The following is a 26,995-nucleotide window of genomic DNA, read 5'->3' on the forward strand; positions in this document are numbered from 1 at the left end:
CCCGCATTGGCCTGACGTTTGGTCCAATGCGGGGCCGATCATTTGGGCCAATTCACAGGCCCAGCCGTACGCCCTCCAGGCCGTCACCGTCGATCTCGACGCGCGCCGCGTCCGTCCGCCCGGTGAGGTACATCGCGAGCTCCCCGGGCCGCCCCGAAAGAGTGGTTGCCGGGCTCTCGCCGACGGCGAACGACCCGTACCCGTCCGAGCTGACCGTGACCGCGACGCCCGCCCGCCGCAGCACCAGCTTGCCGGTGAGCTGCACGTTTCGCCAGAGTGCGGCCTCTAGGCCCGGTTCCAGGGGACGCGGCTCCCAGTCCGGCTGCCCGCGCCGCGCGTCCTCGTGGTGCACGAAGAACTCGATGGTGTTGGCCAGCTCGTCGGTGAGAGGGTTGCTGACGGGACTCCACCAGGGCGGCGTGCGCACCTCGTGCACGACCTCCTCGTACGGGCGGGCCGCGGTGCGCAGCCGCACCCGTTCGCCGTGGTCGTGCAGTGGCTTGATCATCGCGCCGGCCGCCGCGTCGGGGCGCCTGTCGCGCACGACCAGATGCGCCGCAAGATCGCGAGTCGTCCATCCGTCGCACAGGGTGGGCTGGTCGGGACCGAGACGAAGGAGCAGGTCGGCGAGCAGTCGCCGCTCGCGCTGGGCATAGGCGGTCACAAACGTGATCGTAGACACATGTTACGAAGGTGAACGGCGGCGGCCCGCCCGGCAGGATGGAGATGTAAGGCCGGAACCGTCGGCGAACACTTACCAGTCAGGTAGGAATTTTGAGCACCAGGTCCAGCCGCGATGTGCTGGTACGGGGTCTGTGGGTGCTGGGCCAGGCGATCAAGGCGGAGCCCCGCCTGTTCGCGATCGGGACCGCCGGCAGCAGCCTGTTCGGCATTCTCGTCATCGCCAACTCGTACGTGGTCGGCTATGTCATCGGGCATGTCGTGGTCCCCGCGTTCTCCAGCGGCTCGGCCGGCACGGGCACGCTCGCGCTGATCGCCGCGGCCTTCCTCGGGCTCAGCGCGCTGCGCGTGGCCACCATCTTCGGCCGCCGGCTCGGCGCGGGTTACATGCAGTTCCGCCTGCAGGCCCGCTATCGCCGCGCGGTGACCCGGCGTTATCTCTCGCTGCCGCCGTCCTGGCATCAGAAGCACGCCACCGGCACCCTGCTGTCCAACGCGAACTCCGACGTCGAGGCGGCCTGGGTGCCGATCGCGCCGCTGCCGTTCGCGGTCGGCACGATCGTGATGATCTTCGCCGCGGTCGGCGCGCTGTTCCTCACCGACTGGGTGCTCGCGATGGTCGGCGTCGTGCTCTTCCCGATGCTGTTCGCCCTCAACACCTTCTACGCCCGCCTGATGTCGCCCCGGCAGATCAAGGCGCAGCAGATGCGGGCCAAGGTCAGCGCGGTCGCCCACGAGAGCTTCGACGGCGCGCTGGTGGTCAAGACCATGGGCCGCGAGGAGGACGAGTCCCGCCGCTTCAAGGTGTTCGTCGACGAGCTGCGCGACTCGCTGATCTCGGTCGGCCGGCTCCGCGGCCTGTTCGACCCGCTGATGGATTCGCTGCCCAGCGTGGGCACCCTGGCGGTGCTGCTGCTGGGGGCCTGGCGGCTGCAGAGCGGGGCGGTCACGGTGGCCGAGGTCGTCACGGTCGCGTTCCTGTTCACGGTGCTGGCCTTCCCGGTGCGCGCGATCGGCTGGGTGCTCGGCGAGCTGCCCCGCAGCGTCGCCGGGTGGGACAGGGTGCAGGCGGTGCTGGCGGCCGAGGGCGACCTCGCCTACGGTTCGGCCACCGCGCCCGCGTCGGGTCCGGCCACGCTGCGTTTCGAGCAGGTCGATTTCGCGTACGGGGATGGGCCGTTGGTCCTGCACGACGTCTCGTTCACCGTGCCCCCGGGCAAGACCGTGGCGCTGGTCGGCGCGACCGGCTCCGGCAAGTCGACCATCGCGTCGCTGGCCGTGCGCCTGGTCGACCCGGACGAGGGCCGCGTCACGCTCGACGGGACGCCGCTGCCCGAGCTCAGCGAGGCCGCGCTGACGAGCGCCTCCGCCCTCGTGCCGCAGCTGCCGTTCGTCTTCGACGACACCGTGCGGGGCAACGTCACCCTCGAGCGGGAGGGCCTCGACGAGGAGGCCGCCTGGTCGGCGCTGCGGCTGGCCCAGGCCGACGGGTTCGTCGCGAAGCTGCCCGAGGGGCTCGAGACGGCGGTCGGCGAGCGCGGCGCCTCGCTCTCCGGCGGGCAGCGGCAACGGCTCACGCTGGCCCGCGCCCTGGCCGGGCAGCCGCGGCTGCTTGTGCTGGACGACGCGACCAGCGCCGTCGACCCGCGGGTGGAGGCCGACATCCTGGCCGCGCTCCGCGGCCGCGACACCGGGGCGTCGATCCTGGTCGTGGCCTATCGGCGGGCCACGATCGCGCTGGCCGACGAGGTCGTCTATCTGGAGCAGGGCAAGGTCGTCGCCACCGGCACCCACACCGAGCTCCTGGCGGCTCATCCGGGATATGTGGACCTGGTTACGGCGTACGAGAAATCGGAATCGGAAAGGGTCGAGGCGTGAGCGAGGGGACCTTCGCCACCATCAAGCGGGGTTTGTCGCTCTCGCCCGAGCTGCGCCCCGGGCTGGCCGGCACGATCGCGCTGGCCGTGGTGCAGATGTCCGGCCGGGTCGCCGTGCCGATCGCCGTGCAGCAGGGCATCGACCACGGCATCCGCGCCGAGGGTGGCCCCGACCTGCAGTTCGTCGTCGTGGTCGTCGCGTTCACGTTCCTCGCGCTGATGATCTCGACGCTGGCCGGCTATCTGATGACCCGGCGCCTGTTCACGGTCAGCGAGACCGCGCTGGGCTCGCTGCGCGGGCGCACGTTCCGGCACATCCACGACCTGTCGATGCTGCACCAGCAGTCCGAGCGGCGCGGCACGATGGTGTCCCGGGTGACCAGCGACGTCGACCAGATCTCGATCTTCCTGCAGACCGGCGGCGTGCAACTGCTGCTGGCCAGCGGTCAGCTGCTGGTCTCGACGATCGTGATGTTCGTCTACTCCTGGCAGCTCACCATCGTGGTGCTGCTCGCGTTCGGCCCGGCCATCGCGATCATCCGGCTCTTCCAGAAGCGGTTGGCCGAGGTCTACGGGGCCGTCCGCGAGCGCACCGGCGTGATGCTGGGCGCGATCGCCGAGAGCGTCGTCGGGGCCATGGTCATCCGGGCGTACGGGGTGGCCGGCCGCACCGAGAAGCGCCTGGACACCTCGATCGACCGGCTCCGGGTGTCCCAGCAGCGTGCCCTGCGCACGAGTGTGACCAGCTTCTCCAGCGGCGAGCTGGGCGCGGGCCTGGCCCTGGCCGCGGTGGTCGTGGTCGGCGTGCTGATCGGCGTCGACGGCGGCCTCACCGTGGGCCGGCTGACCGCGTTCCTGTTCCTGGTCACGCTGTTCATCCAGCCCGTGCAGATCGCCACCGACATGCTCAACGAGGCGCAAAATGCGGTGGCCGGTTGGCGGCGCGTGCTCGACGTGCTCGACCTCGAACCCGACGTCAAGGACCCGGACGAGGTGGGCGTCGACCTGCCGGCCGGCCCCCTGTCCGTACGGTTCTCCGACGTCTCGTTCCGCTATCCCGGCGGCCCGATCGTGCTCGCCGACGTCGACCTGACGCTGAGGGCGCAAACCAAGGTCGCCGTGGTGGGGGAGACGGGCTCGGGCAAGACGACGTTCGCGAAGCTGCTCACCCGCCTGATGGACCCCGTCGAGGGTGAGGTCCAGCTCAGCGGCACGTCGCTGCGGGACGTGAAGTTCGCGGCCCTGCGGTCCCGCGTGGTGATGGTGCCGCAGGACGGCTTCCTGTTCGACGCCACGATCGCCGAGAACATCCGCTTCGCCGAGCCGTCCCTGACCGACGAGCAACTCCGCGACGCCTTCGTCGAGCTGGGCCTGGCCGACTGGCTGGCGGGACTGCCGAACGGGCTCGAAACCCCAGTAGGCGAGCGCGGCGAGGCCCTGAGCGTGGGGGAGCGCCAGCTTGTAGCCCTCGTACGGGCTTATGTCGCCGACCCCGACCTGCTGGTGCTCGACGAGGCGACCAGCGCCGTCGACCCCGCGACCGAGGTGCGCCTGCAGCGGGCCCTCGACACCGTGACCCGCGGCCGCACCACCGTGGCCATCGCGCACCGGCTGTCGACGGCCCAGTCCGCCGACGAGGTGCTGGTCGTGGATGCGGGCCGCGTCGTTCAACGCGGCCCGCACTCCGAACTGGTCACCCAGGAGGGTTCGATCTACGCCAAGCTCTACGCGAGCTGGTTGGAGCAGACCCGCTGATCAGCGGGCGTAGAACTCGACGACCAGCTGCTCGTCGCACTGGACGCGGATCTCCGAGCGCTCGGGGATCCGCAGCACGGTGATGCGCAGGTCCTCGACCACTGTCGACAGGTAGGGCGCGGTCGGCCCGTCCAGGTGGGCGCCCGCCTTGGCCAGCTCGAACGGCGGCTTGGTGCGGCTGCTCTCGCGCACCTCGACGACCTGGCCCGGCTTGAGCCGGTAACCGGGGCGGTCCACCTTCTTGCCGTCGACCGTGAAGTGGCCGTGCACGACGAGCTGGCGGGCCTGGTAGATCGTGCGGGCCAGCCCGGCACGCACGACGGTCGCGTCGAGGCGGCGCTCGAGCAGGGCCACCATCGTCTCGCCGGTCTTGCCCTCGGCGCGGTGGGCGTCGTCGTACGCCTTCCGCATCTGGGACTCGCTGATGTTGTACTGGTGCCGCAGGCGCTGCTTCTCGAGCAGACGAACCTGGTAGTCCGAGGCCTTGCGACGGGAACGCCCGTGCACACCCGGCGGGAACGGCCGCTTCTCGAAGTACTTCACGCACTTCGGCGTCAGCGGGATGCCGAGAGCTCGTGAGAGCTTGGCCTTCGGTCGGGAGTTGTTCATGAAGTCTCCGAGAGTCTCTTGCGCTTGAGGCTGGTGTTACGGTTAGCCTCACCTTACTAAGGCAAGCCTAACGTAGGCCCGGAGGTACTTTCCATGCAGCCCACCCACGCCGAGATCGCGCGCACGCTCGCCGCCGGCCACCTCCCCGGCGTCGCGCACATCGCGTGCCGTCCGGGACCACTGCCCGTGCGGCACGTCACCGACGCGAACGGCCGGGTGCTCCTGCTGTCGCCGCGCGACGGTGCTTTCGCCGCCGCCCTGCGCCCGCAGGAGGGCAACGACGACACCGCGATGGTGCTCGACATCTCCGACGTGCCGCCGATGGCGGGCTCGCCCGCGCTCGGCCGCGTGTGGATCTCCGGCTGGGCCACCGTACTCGAGGGTGACGAGGCTCGATCGGCCGCGCTCGACTACGCCGAGATCGACGCCTCGGGCGACCTGCTCGACGTCGGCGAGGGCCAGGTGCTGCACCGCATGGACGTCGCCGAGGTGCGCTACGAGCGCAACGAGAACCTGCGCGACGTCGACGTGGACGACTTCGCCGAGGCCACGCCCGACCCGCTCTGCCGCATCGAGTTCGACCTGATCGCCGACCTGGCCGATCATCACGAGGCCGAGATGAGCGCCTACGTCCGGCGGCAGCTGGGCAAGACGTTCCAGCCGGTCGCCGAGCCGCGGGTGGTGCGGATGGACCGCTACGGCTTCATGGTCCGCCTCGACGACAAGCTGGCGCGGCTCGCCTTCCCGCGCCCGGTCGCCGACCGCCACGACCTCGCGCACCTGCTGCACCCGGTGCTCTGCCACCGCTGCACCGACTAGATCACCCCAATAGGCCCTCCCCACCGCACCCAGGGGGCTGGCCAGAAAATACGCGCCGCAAAAGGGACGAACCGAGTTATCCACAGGCGGCGGCGCGTGATTCTGGTGACAGTTCTATTCGGTCTTGAAGACCTCGGGCATCGGGTCGGTGAGGAACCGCTGGATGTTGGGGCCGATCGCCGCGGCCAGGGTGTCAATGTCGGCGCTGGCCAGTGGCTCGATCTTGAGCACGTAGCGGGCCATGATCGTGCCGGCGATCTGCGTGGCGACCAGGGCCGACCGCATGTCGGCCTCGGCCGGGTCGAACGCCATCTCATGGACCGCCCGGCGCAGCACCTGGGTCACCACGAAGTCGCGGAGCAGCCGCGCCGTCCACTCGTTGCTCAGCGCCGAGCGGAAGACGGCCAGCGCGGCCGTGCCCGCCGGGGAGTCCCACACGCCCAGGGCCATCCGGACGAGCCGCTCACCGGCCTGCTCGCGGGGCCCGGCGAGCGCCTGCGGCACCAGCTCGGCCGGATTGATCGGCGCGTTCATCACCGCCAGAAAAAGCTTCTCCTTGGTGCCGAAATAGTGGTGCACCAGGGCCGGATCGACCCCGGCGTCGCCCGCGATGGCCCGGATCGACGCCTTGTCGTACCCCTTCTCGGCGAAGCCGGCCCGGGCGGCCTCCAGGATGGACTCGCGCGTGTCCTGGTTGCCGGGACGCCGCCCGCTGCGCCTTGCCAAGAGCTCTCCTAGGGGGTCCGCCGCCGCAGGGTCGCGGCCGCCAGCACCAGCGCCACCACCGTCGCGCCGGCCACGATCACCAGGTCACGCCACATCGTCGTGGTCGGGTCGGCCGAGACACCCACCTGGGCCAGCGCGTCCACCGCGTACGTCAGGGGCAGCGCGTCGCTGATCCCCTCGAGCCAGCCGGCCATCTGCCCGCGCGCCACGAACAGCCCGCACAGCAGCAGCTGCGGCACGACGACCACCGGTAGGAACTGTACGGCCTGGAACTCGGTGCGGGCGAAGGCGCTGCAGAACAGGCCGAGCGCCACCCCGAGCACGGCGTTGACGACCGCGATGAGCACGACGAGCCCGGCACTGCCGCGGGTTTCCAGACCGAGCAGCCAGTACGCCGCCCCGGTCGCGACCGCACCCTGGACGGCCGCTGCGAGTCCGAAGGCCAACCCGTACCCGAAAAGCAGGTCGATCTTGCCGAGCGGAGTCGTCAGCAGGCGCTCCAGCGTTCCGGTCGTGCGCTCGCGGAGCATGGCGATGCTGGTCACCAAAAACATGATCACGAACGGGAAGACGCCCAGCATGATCAGGGCGATCCGGTCGAACGTGCCGCCGGCGCCGTCGTACATGAAATAGAGCAGAGCCAAAAGCAGCGCCGGTACGACGATGAGCAGCGCGACGGTCCGGCGGTCGTGCCGCAGCTGGCGCAGCACCCGCGCCGCCGTCGCGAACGTGATCCGCGCGCTCATGCCGCCACCTTCTCCTGCTCGCGGATCAGCCGGAGGAAGGCCTCCTCCAGGTCGTCGGTGCCCGCCGACGCGCGGATGGCGGCCGGGGTGTCGTCGCCGATCAGCCGGCCCTCGCGGATCAGCAGCAGCCGGTCGCAGCGGCCCGCCTCGTCCATCACGTGGCTCGACACGAGCAGCGTCGTGCCCGCGTCGGCCAGCTCGTGGAAGCGGCCCCACAGGTCGGCCCGCAGCACCGGATCCTGCCCGACGGTCGGCTCGTCGAGCACCAGCAGCTTCGGCTCGCCGATCATGGCGCAGGCCAGCGACGCCCGGCTGCGCTGGCCGCCGGACAGGTTGCCGACCAGCTGATGCCGGGCGCCCGACAGGCCGACGTCGGCGATCGCGCGGTCGGCCTCCGCCGCGTGCAGGCCGAGCAGGGTTGCGAAGTAGCGCGCGTTCTCCCGTACGGAGAGGTCGGCGTAGACGCTCGGCGCCTGCGTGACGTAACCCAGCTCGCGCCGCAGGGGAGCGCTGCCCGCGGGCCGGCCCAGCACCGTCACCGCGCCCGACCGGACGAACTGGACGCCGACGATCGCCCTGATCAGGGTGGTCTTGCCGCTGCCGCTCGGGCCGAGCAGCCCGGTCACCGAGCCGCGCGGGATGGTGCAGGTGATGCCGTGCAGGACTCGTCGCCGGCCGCGCTCCACGACGAGGTCGCGCACCTCGATGGCGTTGTCCATCGTGCCCTCCTCGGAATTCATCGCTCGTTGAACTCAACACTAGATGAATTCCGCGGGCAGAAAAAGACCCCCATCGCTGGGGGTCGTCTTCTTTACAGGCTCAGGATGCGATCCAGGAACTCCCGGTAGCCGCGCATCGCCATCCGCATGCTCTCGGTGTCGGGCTTGCCGTTGCCGCGCAGCGGGTCCAGCTCGTCCCGCTCGGCCAGCAGCGCCTCGGTGAGCTCGTTGACCGCGTCCGTGAGCAGGTCGTGGGCCCGGGTCAGGGCCGTCTCGGGGTCGTCGACGAACTCGGCCTTGACCTCGTGCCAGGCCGCCCGGAAGTGGCGGACCGCGTCGTCGTCCCAGAACGCGATGTGCCCCGCGGCCACGTCACCCGGGCGCAGCGCGACCTCGTCGGCGGCCACCGGCTCCGCCGCGGGCTTCTCCTCGGCGGGCTCCTCCTCCGGAGCGGCGCGGCGGCCCCGGCGCACCGGCTCGGCGTCCTCGAGGCTGGCCGAGCGGCGTAGTTCCGGCCCGGCGATGGATCCGGCGATGGACCCGGCGACGGACCCAGGGCCGGGCTCGGCCGGCTGCGGCGGGGCCTCGCTGGTCTGCGGCTTCGCGACCGGCACCGGGATGCTGGCCGCCGAGCGCGGGGCAGGCACCCCCGAGACCGGGCCGGCGTCAGGGTCGGGCAGAGCCGGCGCGTACGACGGCGGCTGGCCGTAGCCCGCCCCGAAGACCGGGCCCGGCGAAACCGGGTGGGCCGACACCGGCGCCGCCGAGACCGGGACGCTCGAGGTCGGGGCGTTCGAGGTCGGGGCAGTCGAGGCCGGCGGCGACGAGGTCGGGCCGACGACGGGGTGGGTCGAGGTGGGCACGGAGGCCCAGCCCGCGGCCGCCCGGCGGGCGTCGATGTCGTCCGGGGCGGCGCGGCGTCCGGCGGTCTCGTCGGTGCCCGTGGCGGCCGGCCCGGTGTCGGGAGCCCGTCCGTTCATGTCATCACGCCCGTTCTCGTCATGCGCTTCCCCGTGCTCAGGCCCGGCCGCCCGCCCGTTCGTCTCGCCGGGGCCATGGCCGTGGCCGTTGAGGCCGGGCTTCGACTCCGCCGGGTTGCGGCCACCGAACAGGAACCGGTTGTTGCGCCCGCCCAGGCCGAAGCCGCCGAATTCCCGGTCCCAGGGGTTGCCCCGGCCGGACTCTACGGATGCCCGGTTCCGGCCCTCGTCAGTCGCGTCGAGGGAGTGATCAGAATCGCGCTCCGGCGCCTCGCCGGCCTGCCGCGGGGCCCCACTGATCGGCTGCGGCGGCCCACTGACCTGATGCGGCAGCGGCGGCCCACTGACCTGACGCGACGCGCCGGCGACCGGGGTGTCGGCGCTGTGGGCGCCACCCTGGTTGCCCGCGCCGAACAGCCGGTTGCCGTCCTCGGACGGGCTGCTGCCGGCCCGGCCCAACGGGTCGTTCGGACCGCCGGCGAGGGGCCGGTTGTCATCAGAGCCGAGCGGCCCGCGCCCGGACTCACCGTCCGCCTGGTTGTCGCTCATGACCTTTCCTTCGGCAGGATCACGTGGGCCGCCACCGAGCGGCCGGTTGTCGTCGGGCTTATTCCCACCGGTGAGATCGTTCGGGCTGCCACCGAGCGGACCATTTCCCCGTACGCCGAGGGGGTCGTTCGCGCTGCTGCCGAGCGGACCATTTCCCCGTACGCCGTGAGGGTCGTTCGCGCCGCTGCCGAGCGGAGCGTGCCGGGTCGCACCCAGCGGGTCGGTCGAGCCGCCGCCGCTGACCGGAGCGTTTCCGTTCCCGCCGAGCGGATCGCCCGCGCCGCCGCCGAACCGGCCGTTTCCGCCGAGTGAACCGCCGGAGCCCAGCGGATCCCCTGCGCCGCCCGGATCCCCCGCGCCGCGCGATCCGCTCGCCCCGCGTGCTCCGTAGTCACCCGCCAACCCGTGCGTGCCACCAGGGCCACGGACGCCCTCAAAGCCGCGCTGGTCACCCGCGCCGGTGGAGCCGGTCGGCCCGTTCGGTCCGGGCACTCCCGTGGGCCGGGGGCCGTCAAAGGCCGGGCCGTGGGAGTCGCCCTGCCCCGGCACACCTGACGCGTACGGAGTCATGGGCGTGCCGGTCCGTCCACGTCCGGGCGGTGCCAGCGGCATCTGCGCCTGCCGATTCGCCGCCGGCTGCCCGACCGGAATGCCGATGTGCGGCGGCTCACTGTATTGCCCCGCCTGCGGCGGCCCGCTGACCTGTCCTGGGCGCGGCGGCCCGCTGATCTGTCCCGGATGCGGCGGCCCGCTGATCTGCCCCGGCCGCGGTGGTCCGCTGACCTGGCCCGGCAGCGGCAGGCCACTGACCTGGCCCGGGCGCGGCGGTCCGCCGAGCTGGCCCGGGTGCGGCAGTCCACTTGTCTGCCCCGGGAACGGTGGTCCGCTGATCTGGCCGGGATGCGGCGGCGCGCTCGTCTGGGCGGCGTGCGGCGGAGCGCTCGTCTGGCCGGCGTGCGGCGGGCCGGAGACCTGCTCGTTGTCAGGCGGTCCGCTGATCGGCCCGGCGAGGCCCAGACCGTCCACGGTGCGCCGCGAGCCCAGCGGAACCATCTCGGTTTCACCCGAAAGAGTGCCCGGCATCCCCGGCGAACCGGGCGCAACGCCCTCGTCCTCGGTGTCGCGGTTCACTGGCCAGAAACGGGCGAGCCCGCGCGACGACCGACTGTTGTCGGGGTTGGACGTCGGCTCCATCGGTTTGAGACTCCCGTCGCTCCGGCTCCGCCACCCGCGGACTTGAGCTGCGGTAACCCTCTGGGGAGGCGGCTGTGAACACCCCTGACTGGGTGCAACGCAGCACGACGGTACCGTCCCGCGCTGCAAGAGGCATCCCCCGTGCCCGGATCGTGGGCCGCGTCGGCGCCGTACCCAGCCGCTTCGCCCCCACGGCGGGACCGCCGCCGCCGCGGCCCCGCAACGCCCGCCCGCTGACAGCCCCGCCAGACCGTCACGGAGAGCATCTGCGGCCGTCCCACCCCGTTTGGCCGCCACCCGGACGTCGACCACGGAAGGTCATCTCGTGCGGTCCTCGGGCCGTCCCGGTCAGGTGGTGCCGCGCGGCGCGGCCGGCCCCAACTGTCGGAAACCAGCCAGCTCGGTGCGGCGGTGGGGCTGGGAGTGCCGGGCGGGGTCGGGCGGGCGGGAGTCGCGCGCGGTGGATGGGGGAGAATCGTCGCGTGGTAGTGAAGACCGACCTGGATCCCGCGATCGCCGACCGGCTCAAGCGCACCTCCGACGGCCTCGTGGCGGCGATCGTGCGCGAGCACGGCAGCGGCGATGTGCTCATGCTGGCCTGGATGGACGACGAGGCGCTGCATCGCACGCTGACCACCGGGCGGGCGACCTACTGGTCCCGCAGCCGCGAGGAGTATTGGGTCAAGGGCGCCACGTCCGGCCACTTCCAGTACGTGCGCAGCGTCGCCCTCGACTGTGACGGGGACGCGCTTCTCGTGACCGTCGATCAGGTCGGCGCGGCCTGCCACACCGGCGAGCACACCTGCTTCTTCGACGAGCTGCCGGTGACGACGACGGCCGGCGAGACGACGACGGCCGGTGAGGCGACGACGGCCGCGGGCGCGGCGACCGGGGCGACGGAGGCGGCGGAGCGATGACCAGCGGAGCTGTGGTTCCCGACGAGGCCGGCTTCCTGAAGCAGCGGCAGCGCGTGGTGCCGGTGACCCGGCGGCTGCTGGCCGACGGCGAGACCCCGGTCGGCGTCTACACGAAGCTCGCCGGCGGCCCGGGCACCTTCCTGCTCGAGTCGGCCGAGCAGGGCGCCGGGCCGTCCGGTGCGGCCTGGTCGCGTTACTCGTTCGTGGGTGTCCGCAGCGCGGCCACGCTGGTCGAGCGGGACGGTCAGGCGCACTGGCTGGGCGCGCCGCCCGCGGGGGTGCCGCTCGACGGCGACCCGGTGGTGGCGCTGCGCGAGACCGTGGCCGCGCTGGCCGACGGGCCCGCGCCCGGCGATCTGCCCCCGCTGACCGGCGGCATGGTCGGCTATCTGAGCTACGACCTCGTACGCCGTTTCGAGCGCCTGCCCTCGTCGGCCGGTGACGATCTGGCGCTGCCCGAGCTGGGCATGATGCTGGCGACCGACCTCGTGGTGCTCGACCACTACGACGGCTCGGCCATCCTGGTCGCCAACGCCGTGCTGGCCGACGACGCCGACGATCGGGCCCGGCTCGCGGCCTATCACAACGCGGTCGGGCGGCTCGACGCGATGACCACGGCCCTGTCCCGGCCCACGCCGCCGATGATCTCCACGGTGGAGCGCCGGCCGGCCGGGGAGCCGGTCAGCCGCACCGCGCCGGGGGAGTATCAGAAGGCGGTCGAGGAGGCCAAGGAGGCGATCCGGGCCGGCGAGTGCTTCCAGATCGTCGTGGCGCAGCGGTTCGAGCGGCCGACCGACGCCGACCCGCTCGACGTCTATCGGGTGCTGCGGGCGACCAACCCGAGCCCGTACATGTATCTGCTGCGCTTCGACGATTTCGACATCGTCGGCTCCTCGCCCGAGGCGCATCTGAAGGTCAGCGCCGACGAGCAGGGCGCCCGCCGGGCGTTGCTGCACCCCATCGCCGGTACGAGGTGGCGGGGCGCGACGCCCGAGCAGGACAACGCGCTCGCGGCCGAGCTGCTGGCCGACCCCAAGGAACGGGCCGAGCACGTGATGCTGGTCGACCTGGGCCGCAACGACCTGGGCCGGGTGTGCCGGGCGGGCTCGGTCGAGGTGCCCGAGTTCGCGCGGATCGAGCGGTACAGCCATGTCATGCACATCGTGTCGACGGTCATCGGCGAGCTGCGCGACGACCGTACGGCGTTCGACGCGCTGGCCGCGACGTTCCCGGCGGGCACCCTGTCGGGGGCGCCCAAGGTGCGCGCCATGGAGATCATCGAGTCGCTGGAGCCGACCCGGCGCGGGCTGTACGGCGGCACGGTAGGCTATTTCGGGTTCGCCGGCGACATGGACATGGCGATCGCGATCCGCACGGCGCTGCTCAAGGACGGCGTGGCCTACGTCGGCGCGGGCGCCGGGATCGTGGCCGACTCCGACCCGGCCGCCGAGGAGCAGGAGACCCGCAACAAGGCGGCGGCGGTGCTGGCGGCGATCGCCTCGGCCGAGACGCTGCGCGCGGCCCGATGAGCGACCCGGCCGGCCCGGCCCCGGCAGCGGCCGGCAAACCAAGCGACGACCCGGCCGGCCCGGCCCCGACAGCGGCCGGCAAAACAGGCGACGACCCGGCCGGCCCGGCCCGCACGACGGCCGATGACAAAAGCGGCGCCAGGCGGGCCTATCTGCTGGCGATCGTGGCCTGCCTGGCCGGGGCGGGCATCGCGGCCTACGGGGCGACGCGCACCTGGTCGGTGGAAATCACTCCACGGCCTGAAATGTCGGACTTGCGGACGGTGCGGGCCGGTGTCGACGTCGCGCCCTGGGTGATGGGGCTGGCCCTGGTCGGGCTGGCCGGTGCGGGTGCCCTGCTGGCCACGCACGGCTGGCTGCGGCGGGCGCTGGGCGGCCTGATCACGCTGGCCGGCGTCGGGGTGGCGATCAGCGCGATCGCCGGCCGGGCCGGGCTCGACACCGGGGAGGCGGGCGCCGGGGGAACGGTCTGGCCGATCGCCTGCGTCCTCGGGGGAGTGATCGTCGCGCTGGGCGGGGTGACCGCCGCCCGGCTGGGTCACACGTGGCCGCGGATGTCGGCCCGCTACGACCGCAAGCCGGCAGTGGCGTCACGGGAGGACGCCGGGCTGAACAAGCCGGTGGACAGCCGCGCGGCCTGGGACTCCCTCGACCGGGGCGACGACCCGACGGTGTGAGGCCCGCCCCGGTGTTGACGGCCGGGGCTGAGGGGTAAGAGACCTTGCAGCGGGCGGTCCGGGACCAAGAGGCAGACGGCCTGGTCGGCGGGCGGTGTCAGCGGGCGCGAGCGCGACCGCGCCAAGGGCCCGGGACGACCGCGATGCGGTTGCGAACTGCCACGACGCGTACGGGATGAGGGGTTTATCGGGTCTTGGCGAGGCGGCGGCGCGAGGAGCGGTGGGCGACCAGGGCGGCCACCTCACGGGTGAGCTCGGCGCGGGCCTCGTTGCGGGCACGGTCCTCGAGGGTCGCGGCCCAGGCGTTGTCGCGGGCGGTACGGATGTTCGCGTCACCGATCACGCGGCGCTGGACGCCGAGCACGAGGTCGGCGGCGGCGGCGACGAGGGCGCGGGAAGCGTTGGCGAAGCCGGCGGGAACGTCCGGCTGGGCGGTGGCGGCCACGGGAAACTCCACATCGATCGCTCTTGTCTGGTGGACGCTCGGCGGCGCCCGAACCAGTTTGCCTCGCTCTCATCATGGCCGGACCCTATTTCCGGTGCGTGACGGTCGTGTCAACGCGCCGTGGGATCCACCGATCAGATGAGGTCGCCCTGCACAACGAGCCGGACCGTGGGAGGCTGCTGTGACCGAAGTGACAGATCGCGGGTGGGCAGGCGGCATTATGCCCCAACCCGGTTCGTGAGGCGCGCCATACCCCGGGGGGCCTTGCGCGACCGCGACCTCCTAGCATCGGGCGGAGGACACCCGGAGAGGGGAGTCGTTTCGTGACATCCGATCAGCAGGCGGAAGCGGGTTCTGGCGGACCGCAGAACGTGCTGGAGGAGATCCTCGCCGGAGTGCGCGAGGACGTGGCGGCCCGGCAGGCGCAGGTGCCGTTGGAGCAGGTTCGGGAGGCGGCCGCGGCGGCGCCGCCGGCCATCGACGCCTATGCGGCGTTACGCAAGCCCGGCGTGGCGGTGATCGCTGAGGTCAAGCGGTCGTCGCCGTCGAAGGGCGCGCTGGCCGACATCCCCGACCCGGCCGAGTTGGCGGGGGAGTACGCGGCGGGTGGCGCCCGGTGCATCAGCGTGCTCACCGAGGGCCGGTGGTTCGGCGGGTCGCTCGACGACCTGCGGGCGGTCCGTGCCTCGGTGCAGATCCCGGTGCTGCGCAAGGATTTCGTGGTCTCGAGCTATCAGGTGCACGAGGCCCGGGCCCACGGCGCCGACCTGGTGCTCCTGATCGTGGCGGCGCTCGAGCAGAACGTGCTCGTCGGCCTGCTCGAGCGCATCGAGTCGCTCGGCATGACCGCGCTCGTCGAGGTGCACAACGAGGAGGAGGCGGATCGCGCTCTCGAGGCGAACGCCAAGGTCATCGGGGTCAACGCCCGTGACCTGCGCACCCTCGAGGTGGACCGGGCGGTCTTCGAGCGCATCGCGCCCGGCCTGCCCAACAACGTCGTGAAGATCGCCGAGTCGGGCGTGCGCGGGCCGCACGATCTGATCCGGTACGCGTCGGCCGGCGCCGATGCTGTGCTGGTGGGCGAGGGCCTGGTGACCCAGAAGTCGCCGCGGGACGCGGTGGCCGAGCTGGTCAACGCCGGGAACCACCCCGCGACCCCGCGGCCGGTGCGATGAGCGCGCCCACCATGCCCGACTTGTCGGGTCATTTCGGGCGGTACGGCGGCCGGTTCGTGCCGGAGGCGCTCGTCCGGGCGCTTGATGAGCTCGACGCGGCATATCGGACGGCCAAGACAGATCCGGAGTTTCAGGCGCAGTTCAAGGATCTGCTCCTCAACTACGCCGGTACTCCGTCGCTGCTCTATCGCGCCGAGCGCCTGTCCCAGGCCGTCGGGGCGGAGATCCTGCTCAAGCGGGAGGACCTGAACCACACGGGCGCCCACAAGGTGCGCAACGTGCTGGGCCAGGCCCTGCTCGCGAAGCGGATGGGCAAGCCCCGCGTGATCGCCGAGACCGGCGCCGGTCAGCACGGCGTGGCCAGCGCGACCGCGGCGGCCCTGCTCGACCTCGAGTGCGTCGTCTACATGGGCGAGACCGACACCGAGCGGCAGGCGCTCAACGTGGCCCGCATGCGCATGCTCGGCGCCACGGTCGTCCCGGTCACCAACGGCTCCCGTACGCTCAAGGACGCCCTCAACGAGGCCCTGCGCGACTGGGTGGCCAGCGTCGACACCACGCACTACCTGCTCGGCACGGCGGCCGGCCCGCACCCGTTCCCCGAGATCGTCCGCGACTTCGTGGGCGGCATCGGCATCGAGGCCCGGCAGCAGTGCCTCGACCAGCTCGGCCGCCTGCCCGACGCGGTGGCGGCCTGCGTCGGCGGCGGGTCCAACGCGATCGGCATCTTCCACGCGTTCGTCGGGGACGAGAGCGTCCAGCTGTACGGCTTCGAGGCCGGCGGCGAGGGCGTGGCGACCGGCCGGCACGCGGCGTCCATCACCGGCGGCTCGTCCGGCGTGCTGCACGGCGCCCGGACGTACGTGTTGCAGGACGACGACGGGCAGACCGTCGAGTCGCACTCCATCTCGGCCGGTCTCGACTACCCGGGCGTCGGCCCCGAGCACGCCTGGCTGCACGACACCGGCCGGGCCGAGTACGAGCCGGTCACCGACGCCGAGGCGATGACCGCGTTCCAGTTGCTCTGCCGTACGGAGGGCATCATCCCGGCCATCGAGAGCGCCCATGCCCTCGCGGGTGCGGCCCGGATCGCGCCGCAGTTGCGCGAGGAGCTCGGCCGCACGCCGACGATCGTGGTCAACCTGTCGGGCCGCGGCGACAAGGACGTGCACACCGCGGGCGCCTACTTCGGGATCCTCGACCCGGTCGAGACCCTGGTCCCAGGAGAGAACTCGTGAGCATCGCGGAGATCTTCCACAAGGCCCGCGCCGAGGACAGGGCGCTGCTGATCGGCTGCATGCCGGCCGGCTTCCCGACCGTCGAGGACAGCATCGCCTCGATGATCGCGATGCACGAGGCCGGCTGCGACGTGATCGAGGTCGAGCTGCCCTACTCCGACCCGGTCATGGACGGCCCGGTCATTCAGAAGGCCAGCGACATCGCGCTCGGCCGGGGCGTGCGCACCCGCGACACGCTGCGGATCATCGAGGCGGTCGCGCGCACCGGGGCCCCGGTCGTGCTGATGACGTATTGGAACCCCGTCGAGAAGTACGGGGTCAACGCGTTCGCCCGCGACCTGGCCGCGGCCGGCGCCACCGGCATGATCACGCCCGACCTGATCCCGGACGAGGCCGGCGAGTGGATCGCCGCCGCCGACGAGCACCGGATCGACCGGACGTTCCTGGTCTCACCGTCCTCGACCGACGAGCGGATCGCGATGACGGTCGCCCAGTGCCGCGGCTTCGTCTACGCCACCGCGCTGATGGGCGTCACCGGCGCCCGTACGGCGGTCTCGTCGCAGGCGCCCGCGCTGGTCGAACGCGTGCGGCACGCCAACCCCGACATGCCGGTCGGCGTGGGCCTCGGGGTCGGCACCGGCACGCAGGCGGCCGAGGTCGCCGGGTTCGCCGACGGGGTGATCGTCGGCAGCGCGCTGATCCGGTGTGTGCTCGATGCCCCCGACCGGGCCACCGGTCTGTCACGACTGCGTAACCTGAGCTCGGAACTGGCCGAGGGAGTGCGAAACCCGGCCCGATGAAGCGGTAGCGTGTGCACCCGTGAACCTCGCCGCGATCCCGAGTCCGACAACGTCGGTCTGGCACGTGCTCGGCCTGCCCGTCCGGGCGTATGCGATCTGCATCGTCCTGGGCATCGTCGCGTCCTGCCTGATCATGGAATATCGGCTGCGCAGCCGGGGTGTGGCCCGCTGGGCCTCGCTCGACATCGCGGTGTGGGCGGTGCCGTTCGGCATCGTCGGCGCGCGCATCTATCACCTGATCACCTCGCCGCAGGACTACTTCGGCGCCGGCGGTGACCCGATCCGCGCCTTCTACATCTGGGAGGGCGGCCTCGGCATCTGGGGCGCGGTGCTCGGCGGCGCCCTCGGCGCCTATCTGGGCGCCCGCCAGCTCGGCCTGCCGTTCGGCGTGGTGGCCGACTCGCTCGCGGTCGGCCTGCCGGTGGGCCAGGCGATCGGCCGGGTCGGCAACTGGTTCAACAACGAGCTCTACGGCAAGGAGACCACGCTGCCCTGGGGGCTCGAGGTCCACGACATGGACAGGTCGAACCCCGGGCACGCCACGGTGATCGACGGGCAGGCGGTGACGCTGCCCGATCTCTATCACCCGACGTTCCTCTACGAGCTGCTCTGGAACCTCGGGGTCGCGCTGCTGGTCTATCTGGCCGACCGCAAGTTCAAGTTCGGCCGCGGCCGGGCCTTCGCGCTCTACGTGATGGCGTACACGCTGGGCCGGGGCTGGATCGAGGCGCTGCGGGTCGACGAGGCCAACCACTTGTTCGGCATCCGGCTCAACGTGTTCACCTCGATCATCGTGTTCCTGGGCGCGCTGATCTACTTCCTGGTCGTGCGTGGACCCCGGGCGTACGTGGTGCCCGACGACGCCCCCGAGACCGCCCCCGAGCCCGCCGCCGCGAGCGACGTCTCGCAGGTCGACGTGTCCGCGGCCGCCGAGTCGCGCGAGGTCGCGCCCAAGGGCTATCAGGTGGTCAGCGAGGCGCGGTTCCAGGCCTACCGCCGTACGGGGATCCTGCCGCCCGACACCCCCGAGGACATGGCGGAGGAGATCGCCGCCGGTGGGCACCCGGTCGAGCGCGATCCCGCCGGCCCGGCCGGGGTCGAGGCGGCGGTGCTGGCCACTGGCGCGGCCGCCGGCTCCGGCCCCGACGGCTCCTCCGGCGGCGACGTCGAGCAAGAGTCTCGTAAAGACGAACGCTAGTGCGCACCGCCGTGGTGGTGGGCGCGGGCATGGCCGGGCTGGCCACCGCCGGCGCCCTCGCCCGCTGCGGCTGGCAGGTCGTGCTGCTCGAGCGGGGCGAGCGGGTCGCCGCCCCGCCCACGGCCCTGGTGCTGTGGCCCAACGGCCGGCGCGCCCTCGAGGCGATCGACCCCGAGGGCGGCTGGTCGGCGATCGCGGCCCCGCTGCCCGACGGCGGGGTGCGCCGCCCGGACGGTCAGTGGCTGGTCGCCCCGCGCGGCGCGGGCGCCGGCCCGGCCCCGGCCGCCGTGCATCTCGAAGACCTCTATGACGCGCTCGTGGCCGGCCTGGGCGACCAGGTGCAGATCCGCACGGGCTTCGGCGTCACCACGATCCGCACGGGCCGGCGGCAGCGACCCGTCGTGAGCGACGGCCGCACCGAGATCGAGGCCGACCTGGTCGTCGCGGCCGACGGCATCGACAGCACGATCCGGCGGGCCCTGGCCCCCGAGGCGGCCGCGGTCGGGTCCGGTTTCGCCGCGTGGCAGGCCGTGATCCCGGCCTATCGGCTCCCCGAGCTGCCGGCCGAGCAGGCCGCCGGGGGCGAGACGCTGGGCGCGGGCTACCGGTTCGTGTCGATCCCGCTGGGCGAGCGGGCGGCGGGCCACGGCGGCGTCTATTGGGTGGCCACGGCGGCCGGCGCGCCCCGGCCCGAGCCGCCCGCGACCCAGCTGGCCCTGCTGCGGCGCTGGTTCGCCGGCTGGCACCCGCCGGTGGGCGAGCTGCTGGCCGCGACCCACGCCGACGACCTGGTGCCGCAGGAGGTCCGCGAGCTGCGGCCACTGCCCCGCTCGTACGGGTTCCCCTCCGGCCCGGGCGGCGTCGTGCTGCTCGGCGACGCGGCCCACGCGATGCCGCACCACCTGGGCCAGGGCGCGTGCCTCGCCTTCGAGGACGCCGCGACCCTGAGCTCGCTGGTGACCGGCGTGGCGCCGGGCGCGGGGCTGTGCGCGGCGATCGAGGAATACGGCCGGCTGCGGCATCCGCGCACGACCAGCGTCGTCCGGCAGACCCGGCGCATGTCGGCTGTGGTGCAGGCCCGGGGCCGCCTGGCCCTGCGCGCCCGGGACGCCGCGCTGAGCCACATGCGCCCGCGGATGCTGCCGGACTGGACGCCGCCGGAATAGGTCGTTACAGCGGCGCCGCGGCGGGCTCGGCGATGCAGGCCGTGCCGATCCGGCGGAATCCCACCTTGGTGTAGAGCCGGGCCACGTCGTCGTCGCCCGCCGACAGGAAGACCAGCGTGGCCCCCTCGGCCAGCGCGCGGCGGGCCAGTGCGGCGGTGAGCTGCGACGCGTACCCCCGGCGGCGGGCCGCGGGCAGCGTGGCCACGCCCGCCACCTCGACGACGTCGCCCGAGCGCATGGCGGCCCCGGTGGCCAGCAGGCCGTCGGGGGAGTCGACCACCGCGGTGAAGTAGTCGCCGGACGAGCTGCGTTCCTGCTGGCTGGCCACGAGCTCGGCGCTGAGCGAGGTGACGGCGGCGTCCCGCTCGGCGGGCCCGGCGGGCGCGGTCAGCAGCGTGCCGTGCAGCGGCGACGGGGGCACGGCGGGCGCGCCGAAGCCGAGCTGGGCCACGGCGCGCGAGGCAGCCAGCTCGCCGGCGAAGGCGGGGCCGTCGGGGTCGAGGAAGCGGACCGTGCCCCGGTCGACCGGCAGGTCGGGCACCAGGGCGGCCGGGTCGAGCACGAGCAGGGGCGCCAGCAGCACGTCGAGCCCGGCCGAGCGGGCGACCGCGAGCAGGTCGGGAGTGGTCTCGTGAACCCACTCGAAGGATTCGGGGACGCCCAGCTCGCGCTGCCGCTGCCGGACCGCAGTAATATCGGCCGCGGAGGGAGTGCCGGCGCCGAGCAGGGGCCGGGCATAGTAGGGCCAGCCCTCGCCTTCGCGGACGAACAGCACAAGTCCGCCGATTTCCTCGGCTCGTGCGTAGGGTCGAGGGAGGGCGTCGTAAAAACGCTCGAGCCTGACGAAGACGTCGGTATCCTGTTGCGCCACCGCGCGAGACTACCCAACTGCAGCGGATGTTCGGCTACCCGTTTATGCCGCGACGGGGGATTGGTCCCGCGCGAAGTGTGATCCATCCGAACTGGCGGAGATCGGTATCCCTTACCGTAGACTCTAGAGACTTTGCAGGGCCGACGTCGTCCCGACCTTGATCTGTAACACCAGCGACGACAGGAGGCCCGGTGGCATTTCCGCACCCCCAGGGGCTTTACGACCCCACTCAGGAGCGCGACGCCTGCGGTGTGGCCTTCGTGGCCGACCTCTACGGACGACGCTCGCATGATGTGGTCGCCAAGGGTCTGTCGGCGCTGATTCGCCTCGACCACCGGGGCGCGCGTGGCGCCGAGTACAACACCGGCGACGGCGCCGGCATCATGATCCAGGTTCCGGACGAGTTCTACCGCGCGGTCGCCGGCTTCGAGCTGCCCGCCGCCGGTCACTACGTCACGGGCCTGGCCTTCGTGCCGACCGACGCCGAGGAGCGCGCCCGCGCCAAAAAGGTGTTCGAGAAGTACGCCCTCGTCGAGGGGGGCGACATCCTCGGCTGGCGCGACGTCCCGGTGCAGCCCGAGGGCCTGGGCCAGACCGCCGAGGACGCCCGGCCCGCGATCGTCCAGGTCTTCCTGGCCGCGCACCGGCTGACCGACACGCCCGCCGGCCCGGCCGGCGAGCAGCTCGGCGGCATCGAGCTCGACCGGGTGGCCTTCACCATCCGCAAGCAGGCCGAGCGCGAGTCGACGCAGCGTGGCGTCGGCATGTATCTGCCGTCGCTGTCCTCGCGCACGATCACCTACAAGGGCATGCTCACGCCCGACCAGCTGCCGGCGTTCTTCCCCGACCTGGTCGACGAGCGGGTGTCCAGCGCGATCGCGCTCGTGCACTCCCGCTTCGCCACCAACACGTTCCCGGCCTGGGCGCTGGCCCACCCATACAGGTTCATCGCGCACAACGGCGAGATCAACACCATCCGCGGCAACAAGAACTGGATGGCCGCCCGCGAGGCGCTGCTCAAGTCGAAGGTGCTGCCGGGCAGCCTCAAGCGGCTGTTCCCGATCAACACGCCCGAGGCGTCCGACTCGGCCAGCTTCGACGAGGTGCTCGAGCTGCTGCACCTGTCCGGGCGCAGCCTGCCGCACGCCATGCTGATGATGATCCCCGAGGCGTGGGAGAACGACCCGGGCATGGAGCCGAAGCGGCGCGCCTTCTACCGCTTCCACGCCAGCCTGATGGAGCCGTGGGACGGGCCGGCCAGCGTCGCGTTCACCGACGGCGAGCTCATCGGCGCCGTGCTCGACCGCAACGGCCTGCGCCCCGGCCGCTGGTGGCACACGTCGGACGGGCTCGTGGTGCTCGGCTCCGAGGCCGGCGTGCTCGACCTGGAGCCGTCGTCGGTCGTGGCCAAGGGCCGCCTCCAGCCCGGCAAGATGTTCCTGGTCGACACGGCCGCGGGCCGGATCGTGCACGACGACGAGATCAAGGCCGAGCTGGCCGCCGCCCAGCCGTACGACGAGTGGCTGCACGCGGGCCTGATCCACCTCGACGACCTGCCGCCGCGCGAGCACGTCATCTACACGCACGACTCGGTGACCCGCCGCCAGCAGGTGTTCGGCTACAGCGAGGAAGAGCTCAAGATCCTCATCGCGCCGATGGCCCGTACGGGTGCGGAGCCGCTCGGATCGATGGGCACCGACACGCCGATCTCGCCGCTGTCGACCCGCCCCCGGCTGCTGTTCGACTACTTCCACCAGCTGTTCGCGCAGGTCACCAACCCGCCGCTGGACGCCATCCGCGAGGAGCTGGTGACCAGCCTGTCGGCCACCATCGGCCCCGAGGGCAACCTGCTCGACCCGGGCCCGGCGTCCTGCCGCCAGATCGTCCTGCCCTATCCGGTGATCGACAACGACGAGCTGGCCAAGCTGCTCTCGATCGACGAGGACGGCGACCTGCCCGGCTTCAAGGCGGTCCGCGTCTCGGGTCTCTACCCGCTGCGCGACGGCGCGGCCGGCATCAAGGCCCGCCTGACCCAGATCTGCCGGCACGTCTCCGAGGCGATCGAGGACGGCGTCCGGATCCTCGTGCTGAGCGACCGCGACTCCAACGCCGACCTCGCGCCGATCCCGTCGCTGCTGCTCACGGCCGCGGTCCACCAGCACTTGGTCCGCGAGCAGACCCGCACACAGGTGGCGCTGGTCGTCGAGTCGGGCGACTGCCGCGAGGTGCACCACGCGGCCGTGCTGATCGGCTACGGCGCCGCCGCGGTCAACCCGTATCTGGCCTTCGAGTCGGTCGACGACCTGATCGCGACCGGCCCGCTGGCCGGGCTCGACCCCAAGGCGGCGGTCCGCAACTACGTCAAGGCGCTCGGCAAGGGCGTCCTGAAGATCATGTCGAAGATGGGCATCTCGACGGTGTCGTCGTACTGCGGCGCCCAGGTCTTCGAGGCCGTCGGCCTCGACAACCGGCTGCTGCAGCGCTACTTCGCCGGCACCAACGGGCGGATCGGCGGCTCCGGCCTGGCCGACATCCACGCCGAGGTCAAGGCGCGGCACGAGAAGGCGTACCCGGCCAACCCGGCCGAGCGCACGCACCGGCGGCTCGAGGTCGGCGGCGAATACCAGTGGCGGCGCGAGGGAGAGATCCACCTCTTCAACCCCGAGACGGTCTTCCTGCTGCAGCACGCCACGCGCTCCAAGCAGTACGACGTCTTCCGCAAATACACGGAGAAGGTCGACGGGCTGGCCGCCGAGGCCGGGTCGCTGCGCGGGCTGTTCACTTTCAAGGACCGCACACCGGTTCCGTTGGACGAAGTCGAGCCCGCTTCTGACATTGTGAAGCGCTTCGCCACCGGCGCCATGTCGTACGGATCGATCTCCGCGGAGTCGCACGAGACGCTCGCCATCGCGATGAACCGCCTCGGCGGCAAGTCCAACACCGGCGAGGGCGGCGAGGACGTCGAGCGCCTGCACGACCCCGAGCGCCGCTCCGCGGTCAAGCAGATCGCCTCCGGCCGGTTCGGCGTGACCAGCGAATACCTGGTCAACGCGGACGACCTGCAGATCAAGATGGCGCAGGGGGCGAAGCCCGGCGAGGGCGGTCAGCTGCCCGGCAACAAGGTGTGGCCGTGGATCGCCAAGACCCGGCACGCCACCCCGGGCGTCGGCCTGATCTCGCCGCCGCCGCACCACGACATCTACTCCATCGAGGACCTGGCGCAGCTCGTCCACGACCTCAAGAACGTCAACCCGATGTCGCGGGTGCACGTCAAGCTGGTCAGCGAGATCGGCGTCGGCACGGTGGCCGCGGGCGTGGCCAAGCTCAAAGCCGACGTCATCCTGATCTCGGGGCACGACGGCGGCACCGGCGCCTCCCCGCTCAACTCGCTCAAGCACGCCGGCTCCCCGTGGGAGCTGGGCCTGGCCGAGGCCCAGCAGACGCTGCTGCTCAACAAGCTCCGCGACCGGGTCACCGTGCAGGTCGACGGTCAGCTCAAGACCGGCCGCGACGTGGTGGTGGCGGCCCTGCTGGGCGCCGAGGAGTTCGGCTTCGCGACCGCCCCGCTGATCGTCAGCGGCTGCATCATGATGCGCGTCTGCCACCTCGACACCTGCCCGGTCGGCATCGCCACGCAGAACCCGGTGCTGCGCGAGCGCTTCACCGGCAAGCCCGAGTTCGTCGAGAACTTCTTCCTGTTCCTCGCCGAGGAGGTCCGGGAGATCCTGGCCGAGCTGGGCTTCCGCAGCATCGACGAGGCCATCGGGCACGCCGAGGTGCTCGACGTGGCGCCCGCGGTCGACCACTGGAAGGCCAAGGGGCTCGACCTGTCGCCGATCCTGTTCGTGCCCGAGCTGCCCGAGGGCACGGCCCGCCGCGGCATCGTCGCGCAGGACCACGAGCTCTCCAAGGCGCTCGACAACAAGCTGATCGAGCTGGCCGGTCCGGCCCTCACCGAGGGCGTCCCGGTCGCGGCCGAGGTCGCGATCCGCAACGACAACCGCAGCGTCGGCGCGATGCTCGGCGGCGAGGTGACCCGTCGCTACGGCGGCGCCGGCCTGCCCGAGGACACCATCGCGTTCACCCTGCGGGGCACGGGCGGGCAGTCGTTCGGCGCCTTCCTGCCCCGGGGCGTGACCCTGCGGCTGATCGGCGACACGAACGACTACGTGGCCAAGGGCCTGTCCGGCGGCCGGGTCGTCGTGCGGCCCGACGAGAACGCGCCGTTCGTGGCCGAGGACAACATCATCGCGGGCAACACCATCCTGTACGGGGCGACCGCCGGTGAGGTGTTTCTCCGGGGGCGCGCGGGGGAGCGGTTCGCCGTCCGCAACTCGGGCGGCCAGGCCGTCGTCGAGGGCGTCGGCGACCACGGCTGCGAATACATGACGGGCGGCACGGTCGTCGTGCTCGGCCCGACCGGGCGCAACTTCGCGGCCGGCATGAGCGGCGGCAAGGCGTTCGTGCTCGACCTGGCGCCGGCCCGGGTCAACCCGGAGCTGGTCGACCTGGCCCCGCTGACCGACGAGGAGCAGGACACCCTGCGCACACTCGTCGAGAAGCACGCCGCCGAGACCGGTTCGGGCGTCGCCGAGCGGCTGCTCAAGGACTGGCCCGCGGCCGTCGAGCGGTTCACCGCCGTGGTGCCGCGCGACTACAAGCGCGTGATGGAACTGATCAGGACCGCCGAAGCCGCCGGTCGCAACGTCGCCGAGGCGGTCATGGGGGTCAAGGGTGCCTGATCCGAACGGATTTCTTCGCTACGAGCGGCAGCTGCCCAAGCGCCGCCCGGTGCCGGTCCGGATCCAGGACTGGCGGGAGGTCTATCCGCCCGCCGGTGAGGAGCTGATCCGCGACCAGGCCACCCGCTGCATGGACTGCGGCATCCCGTTCTGTCACGAGGGCTGCCCGCTGGGCAACCGCATCCCGGACTGGAACGACCTGGTGCGTACGGGGGCATGGGAGTCGGCGGCCGAGGCGCTGCACGCGACGAACAACTTCCCCGAGTTCACCGGCCGGCTCTGCCCGGCGCCCTGCGAGGCGGCCTGCGTCCTCGGCATCGCCGACGACCCGGTCACCATCAAGCAGGTCGAGGTCGAGATCGCCAACCACGCGTTCGACCTCGGCTACGTGCGCCCGCAGCCGGCCCCGGCGGCCACCGGCAAGAAGGTGGCCGTGGTCGGCTCCGGCCCGGCCGGCCTGGCCGCGGCCCAGCAGCTGGCCCGCGCGGGGCACGCGGTGACGGTCTACGAGCGCGACGACCGGATCGGCGGCCTGCTCCGCTACGGCATTCCCGACTTCAAGATCGAGAAGGACGTGGTGGACGCGCGGCTGGCCCAGATGGCCGCCGAGGGCGTCGTCTTCGAGACCGGGGTCGAGGTGGGTGTCGACGTCACCGCCGACGACCTGCGCGACCGCTTCGACGCCGTGCTGCTGGCGGCCGGAGCCCTGGCCGGCCGGGACGCCCCCGAGACGCCGGGCCGCGACCTCAACGGCGTCCACCTGGCCATGGAGCACCTCGTGCCGGCCAACCGGGTCGTCGCGGGGCTGCAGGAGACCACGCCGGTCGACGCGGCCGGCAAGAACGTGGTCATCATCGGCGGCGGCGACACCGGCGCCGACAGCCTGGGCGTGGCCCACCGGCAGGGCGCGGCCAACGTGATCCAGCTCGACCAGTACCCGCTGCCCCCGTCGATCCGGGCCGCCGAGCAGCACCCGTGGCCGACCTGGCCGGTCATCCTGCGCAACTACCCCGCGCACGAGGAGGGCGGCGAGCGCGTCTTCGGCGTGGCCGTGCAGGAGTTCGTCGACGACGGCCAGGGCAACGTCAAGGCCGTACGGGTGGCCGACGTGACGGTGGAGCGCATCGACGGCGTCCGCACCGTCACGGTGGCCGCGGGCTCGGAGCGCGACCTGCCGGCCGAGCTGGTGCTGCTGGCGATCGGCTTCGAGGGCACCGAGAAGCAGCCGCTGCTCGACCAGTTCGGCATCGAGCGCAACCGGCGCGGCGTGCTCGACGCCGACCACACGTGGCAGACGTCGGCCCCCGGCGTCTTCGTGGCCGGCGACATGCACCGCGGCGCCTCGCTGATCGTCTGGGCGATCGCCGAGGGCCGCTCGGCCGCCGCGGCGATCCACGACTACCTGGGCGCGGCGGGCGAACTGCCTGCTCCGGTGGCCGCGTCGGCCCAGCCGATCGGCGTCTGACGGATTCTGTGCGAACGGGCTCGCCCTCGGGTGAGCCCGTTCGTCATTGTGTTGCGGGCATGCCGATAAGCTGAGGGCGCGGTCGTTGAAGCCCGCCAGGTTTGCACGGTGTCGCGC

At 72.3% G+C, this 26,995-nt stretch carries 21 protein-coding genes; 13 read left to right on the top strand and 8 right to left on the bottom strand.

Features of this window, described 5'->3' with window-relative positions; all coding sequences use genetic code 11:
* Positions 1-52: 52 nt before the first annotated feature.
* A complete protein-coding gene (locus tag JKJ07_RS20185) occupies positions 53-664 on the bottom strand; it encodes a TIGR03085 family metal-binding protein (RefSeq protein WP_202993130.1) in 612 nt (203 codons plus the stop codon).
* Between the two features lie 110 nt (positions 665-774).
* On the opposite strand from JKJ07_RS20185, the gene JKJ07_RS20190 reads away from it, so the two are divergent.
* Positions 775-2,559 carry an ABC transporter ATP-binding protein gene (locus JKJ07_RS20190; RefSeq protein ID WP_202993131.1) on the top strand — a complete coding sequence of 595 codons (1,785 nt, stop codon included), beginning with the start codon at positions 775-777 and terminating at the stop codon, positions 2,557-2,559.
* Positions 2,556-4,313, top strand: a complete 1,758-nt coding sequence (locus JKJ07_RS20195; protein WP_307834328.1) for an ABC transporter ATP-binding protein — start codon at positions 2,556-2,558, stop codon at positions 4,311-4,313. Before JKJ07_RS20190 ends, JKJ07_RS20195 begins: the two co-directional genes overlap by 4 nt.
* On the opposite strand, the gene rpsD is transcribed toward JKJ07_RS20195, so the two are convergent.
* Positions 4,314-4,922 carry a 30S ribosomal protein S4 gene (rpsD, locus tag JKJ07_RS20200; protein WP_202993132.1) on the bottom strand — a complete coding sequence of 203 codons (609 nt, stop codon included), beginning with the start codon at positions 4,920-4,922 and terminating at the stop codon, positions 4,314-4,316.
* Between the two features lie 93 nt (positions 4,923-5,015).
* Here rpsD and JKJ07_RS20205 point away from each other — a divergent pair, with 93 nt between their 5' ends.
* Positions 5,016-5,741, top strand: coding sequence for a DUF2470 domain-containing protein (locus tag JKJ07_RS20205; RefSeq protein ID WP_202993133.1), 726 nt, complete (start codon positions 5,016-5,018; stop codon positions 5,739-5,741).
* A 114-nt stretch (positions 5,742-5,855) separates the two neighbouring features.
* Here the strand turns inward: JKJ07_RS20205 and JKJ07_RS20210 are convergent, their stop codons facing one another.
* The 4 genes from JKJ07_RS20210 to JKJ07_RS20225 all read right to left on the bottom strand — a co-directional run bounded on the left by JKJ07_RS20210 (position 5,856) and on the right by JKJ07_RS20225 (position 10,514).
* Entirely contained in the window at positions 5,856-6,467 is a 612-nt protein-coding gene (locus JKJ07_RS20210) for a TetR/AcrR family transcriptional regulator (protein WP_202993134.1), read from the bottom strand.
* An 8-nt stretch (positions 6,468-6,475) separates the two neighbouring features.
* The gene (locus JKJ07_RS20215; protein ID WP_202993135.1) at positions 6,476-7,213 is read right to left on the bottom strand and encodes an ABC transporter permease; all 738 of its coding nucleotides are present in this window, start codon (positions 7,211-7,213) and stop codon (positions 6,476-6,478) included.
* Positions 7,210-7,932 carry an ABC transporter ATP-binding protein gene (locus JKJ07_RS20220; protein ID WP_202993136.1) on the bottom strand — a complete coding sequence of 241 codons (723 nt, stop codon included), beginning with the start codon at positions 7,930-7,932 and terminating at the stop codon, positions 7,210-7,212. The genes JKJ07_RS20215 and JKJ07_RS20220 overlap by 4 nt, the downstream gene beginning before the upstream one ends.
* Positions 7,933-8,024: 92 nt before the next feature.
* Entirely contained in the window at positions 8,025-10,514 is a 2,490-nt protein-coding gene (locus JKJ07_RS20225; protein WP_202993137.1) for a hypothetical protein, read from the bottom strand.
* 605 nt (positions 10,515-11,119) lie between these two features.
* On the opposite strand from JKJ07_RS20225, the gene hisI reads away from it, so the two are divergent.
* The 3 genes from hisI to JKJ07_RS20240 are packed head-to-tail and all read left to right on the top strand — an operon-like array spanning position 11,120 to position 13,778.
* Complete coding sequence (hisI, locus tag JKJ07_RS20230) at positions 11,120-11,572, top strand: phosphoribosyl-AMP cyclohydrolase (RefSeq protein WP_202993138.1); 453 nt, start codon at positions 11,120-11,122, stop codon at positions 11,570-11,572.
* Complete coding sequence (locus tag JKJ07_RS20235; RefSeq protein ID WP_202993139.1) at positions 11,569-13,101, top strand: anthranilate synthase component I; 1,533 nt, start codon at positions 11,569-11,571, stop codon at positions 13,099-13,101. Before hisI ends, JKJ07_RS20235 begins: the two co-directional genes overlap by 4 nt.
* Positions 13,098-13,778: a Trp biosynthesis-associated membrane protein gene (locus tag JKJ07_RS20240; protein WP_202993140.1), complete on the top strand. Its 681-nt coding sequence runs from the start codon at positions 13,098-13,100 to the stop codon at positions 13,776-13,778. Before JKJ07_RS20235 ends, JKJ07_RS20240 begins: the two co-directional genes overlap by 4 nt.
* 184 nt (positions 13,779-13,962) lie before the next feature.
* Here JKJ07_RS20240 and JKJ07_RS20245 read toward each other — a convergent pair whose 3' ends face one another.
* Positions 13,963-14,223, bottom strand: coding sequence for a hypothetical protein (locus JKJ07_RS20245; RefSeq protein ID WP_202993141.1), 261 nt, complete (start codon positions 14,221-14,223; stop codon positions 13,963-13,965).
* Between the two features lie 371 nt (positions 14,224-14,594).
* Between JKJ07_RS20245 and trpC the strand changes: the two genes are divergently transcribed.
* The 5 genes from trpC to JKJ07_RS20270 are packed head-to-tail and all read left to right on the top strand — an operon-like array spanning position 14,595 to position 19,800.
* On the top strand, positions 14,595-15,398 hold the full coding sequence (gene trpC, locus JKJ07_RS20250) for an indole-3-glycerol phosphate synthase TrpC (protein WP_202993331.1): 804 nt from the start codon (positions 14,595-14,597) through the stop codon (positions 15,396-15,398).
* Positions 15,395-16,636: a tryptophan synthase subunit beta gene (gene trpB, locus JKJ07_RS20255; RefSeq protein WP_202993142.1), complete on the top strand. Its 1,242-nt coding sequence runs from the start codon at positions 15,395-15,397 to the stop codon at positions 16,634-16,636. Before trpC ends, trpB begins: the two co-directional genes overlap by 4 nt.
* Positions 16,633-17,436 (top strand): tryptophan synthase subunit alpha, encoded by an 804-nt coding sequence (trpA, locus tag JKJ07_RS20260; RefSeq protein ID WP_202993143.1) that lies wholly within the window; start codon positions 16,633-16,635, stop codon positions 17,434-17,436. The genes trpB and trpA overlap by 4 nt, the downstream gene beginning before the upstream one ends.
* A 19-nt stretch (positions 17,437-17,455) precedes the next feature.
* A complete protein-coding gene (lgt, locus tag JKJ07_RS20265; protein ID WP_202993144.1) occupies positions 17,456-18,634 on the top strand; it encodes a prolipoprotein diacylglyceryl transferase in 1,179 nt (392 codons plus the stop codon).
* Positions 18,634-19,800: an FAD-dependent oxidoreductase gene (locus tag JKJ07_RS20270; protein WP_202993145.1), complete on the top strand. Its 1,167-nt coding sequence runs from the start codon at positions 18,634-18,636 to the stop codon at positions 19,798-19,800. The genes lgt and JKJ07_RS20270 overlap by 1 nt, the downstream gene beginning before the upstream one ends.
* Positions 19,801-19,804: 4 nt before the next feature.
* Here the strand turns inward: JKJ07_RS20270 and JKJ07_RS20275 are convergent, their stop codons facing one another.
* A complete protein-coding gene (locus tag JKJ07_RS20275) occupies positions 19,805-20,671 on the bottom strand; it encodes a GNAT family N-acetyltransferase (RefSeq protein WP_202993146.1) in 867 nt (288 codons plus the stop codon).
* Between the two features lie 191 nt (positions 20,672-20,862).
* Here JKJ07_RS20275 and gltB point away from each other — a divergent pair, with 191 nt between their 5' ends.
* Together gltB and JKJ07_RS20285 are read left to right on the top strand one after the other, a co-directional pair.
* A complete protein-coding gene (gene gltB, locus JKJ07_RS20280) occupies positions 20,863-25,413 on the top strand; it encodes a glutamate synthase large subunit (protein ID WP_202993147.1) in 4,551 nt (1,516 codons plus the stop codon).
* Positions 25,406-26,878 (top strand): glutamate synthase subunit beta, encoded by a 1,473-nt coding sequence (locus tag JKJ07_RS20285; protein ID WP_202993148.1) that lies wholly within the window; start codon positions 25,406-25,408, stop codon positions 26,876-26,878. The genes gltB and JKJ07_RS20285 overlap by 8 nt, the downstream gene beginning before the upstream one ends.
* Positions 26,879-26,995 lie beyond the last annotated feature (117 nt).

The organism is Paractinoplanes lichenicola (assembly GCF_016785085.1).
In the GTDB taxonomy this organism is placed as follows: domain Bacteria; phylum Actinomycetota; class Actinomycetes; order Mycobacteriales; family Micromonosporaceae; genus Actinoplanes; species Actinoplanes lichenicola.

Excerpts from the sequence above, each read along its gene's own strand:
- trpB (WP_202993142.1), top strand. The coding sequence starts at position 15,395 with ATGAGCGCGCCCACCATGCCCGACTTGTCGGGTCATTTCGGGCGGTAC.
- JKJ07_RS20225 (WP_202993137.1), bottom strand. The coding sequence starts at position 10,514 with ATGGTTCCGCTGGGCTCGCGGCGCACCGTGGACGGTCTGGGCCTCGCC.
- JKJ07_RS20215 (WP_202993135.1), bottom strand. The coding sequence starts at position 7,213 with ATGAGCGCGCGGATCACGTTCGCGACGGCGGCGCGGGTGCTGCGCCAG.
- hisI (WP_202993138.1), top strand. The coding sequence starts at position 11,120 with ATGGGGGAGAATCGTCGCGTGGTAGTGAAGACCGACCTGGATCCCGCG.
- JKJ07_RS20240 (WP_202993140.1), top strand. The coding sequence starts at position 13,098 with ATGAGCGACCCGGCCGGCCCGGCCCCGGCAGCGGCCGGCAAACCAAGC.
- JKJ07_RS20220 (WP_202993136.1), bottom strand. The coding sequence starts at position 7,932 with ATGGACAACGCCATCGAGGTGCGCGACCTCGTCGTGGAGCGCGGCCGG.
- JKJ07_RS20205 (WP_202993133.1), top strand. The coding sequence starts at position 5,016 with ATGCAGCCCACCCACGCCGAGATCGCGCGCACGCTCGCCGCCGGCCAC.
- JKJ07_RS20235 (WP_202993139.1), top strand. The coding sequence starts at position 11,569 with ATGACCAGCGGAGCTGTGGTTCCCGACGAGGCCGGCTTCCTGAAGCAG.
- rpsD (WP_202993132.1), bottom strand. The coding sequence starts at position 4,922 with ATGAACAACTCCCGACCGAAGGCCAAGCTCTCACGAGCTCTCGGCATC.